Origin of the sequence: Mesorhizobium sp. M7A.F.Ca.US.014.04.1.1 (genome assembly GCF_003998745.1) — a bacterium.
In the GTDB taxonomy this organism is placed as follows: domain Bacteria; phylum Pseudomonadota; class Alphaproteobacteria; order Rhizobiales; family Rhizobiaceae; genus Mesorhizobium; species Mesorhizobium ciceri.
Genome location: NZ_RZRW01000910.1, coordinates 1 through 1,597, shown reverse-complemented (window position 1 = coordinate 1,597; position 1,597 = coordinate 1). Strand labels below are relative to the sequence as shown.

At 65.2% G+C, this 1,597-nt stretch carries 1 protein-coding gene and 1 pseudogene; both read left to right on the top strand.

The features are described from left to right. The coding region (locus tag EOA22_RS33010; protein ID WP_127390576.1) for a DUF4159 domain-containing protein at nucleotides 1–194 on the top strand (194 nt) is incomplete at its 5' end. 63 nt (nucleotides 195–257) lie between these two features. Then, nucleotides 258–1,597 (top strand): annotated as a pseudogene (locus EOA22_RS33005) (hypothetical protein); the annotation flags it as partial.

The following is a 1,597-nucleotide window of genomic DNA, read 5'->3' as shown; positions in this document are numbered from 1 at the left end:
CCGCCAATGATTTTGCCGGCGCCTGGGCGGTCGACGAGAATGGCGATCCGCTGCTGCCGACCGTACCGGCGGACCCGATGCAGCGCGTCTACGCGCTGCGCGCCGGCGTCAACATCATGATGTACATGCTGACCGGCAACTACAAATCCGACCAGGTGCACGTGCCCATACTGCTCGAACGGCTGGGGCAGTAAGATGAGTTTGTTTGGTTCCCTCCGGTCGCGGATAAACCCTCCCCAAAAAGAGGAGGGTAAGGGATGAACTGGTCGATTTCCTTCGAACCGCTGATCTCCTGGCCCCTGTTGGCCTTGGCGCTGGTGCCGCTGGCGCTGCTGGCGCTTGTCGGCCTGTGGTTTCGCCAGCGCGGCTCGGTCTTCCGCTTCATCGCCCTTTTGGCGCTCGCCGCCGCTTTGTTCAACCCGGTGTTCCTCAACGAGGAGCGCGAGCCGCTGAAAAGCGTTGTCGCCCTCGTCGTCGACCGCAGCCAGAGCCAGGATATCGGCGATCGCACCAAGCAGACCGACGAGGCGCTGGCCGGGCTGCAGCAGCGGCTTGGCCGCTTCAAGCAGTTCGACGTGCGCGTCGTCGAGGCCGGCAAATCCGAGGCCGCCGAAGAGCGCACCGAGACACGGCTGTTCGGCGCGCTTGAAGGCGCCTTCCGCGACGTGCCGCCGTCACGCATCGGCGGCGCGATCATGATCACCGATGGCGAGGTCCATGACGCGCCGCCGGGCGCGCCAGATTTCAACGCCCCGCTGCATGCGCTGATCACCGGCAACGACCACGAAAAGGACCGCCGCATCCGCTTCGAGAACGCGCCGCGCTTCGGCCTTGTTGGCAAGCCGCTCGACATGACCTACCGCGTCATCTCGACCGAAAACGAGACTGGCCCGGTCGATGTGCGCGTCTCGGTCAATGGCGAGCAGGTCGCCGTCGAGCACGCCACCGTTGGCCAGGCCATGCCGCTGCAGGTCACCATTCCGGGCGCCGGCCGCAACATCGTCGAACTCGCCATCGATCGCGAGCCAGGCGAACTGACCGACACCAACAACCGCGCCATCGCACTGATCGACGGCATTCGCGAGAACCTGCGTGTGCTGCTCGTCTCCGGCGAGCCGCATGCCGGCGAGCGCACCTGGCGCAACCTGCTGAAATCCGACGCCTCGGTCGATCTTGTCCATTTCACCATCCTGCGGCCGCCGGAAAAGCAGGACGGCACGCCGATCAACGAATTGTCGCTTATCGCCTTCCCGACCCGCGAACTGTTCGTCGAGAAGATCAAGGATTTCGACCTCATCATCTTCGACCGCTACCAGCACCGCGACGTGCTGCCGATCCTCTATTACGACTACATCTCCGAATATGTCGAAAAGGGCGGCGCGCTGCTGATCGCGGCCGGCCCCGAATATGCCGGCGAAAGCTCGATCGCGCGCACGCCGCTGATGGCCGCCCTGCCGGCGATGCCGACCGGCGAAGTTGTCGACAAGGCCTTCTATCCGCGCCTCACCGAACTCGGCCAGCGCCACCCGGTGACGCGTGGGCTCGATGGCTCGGCCACCGAGCCGCCGCACTGGAGCCGCTGGTTCCGCACCATAGG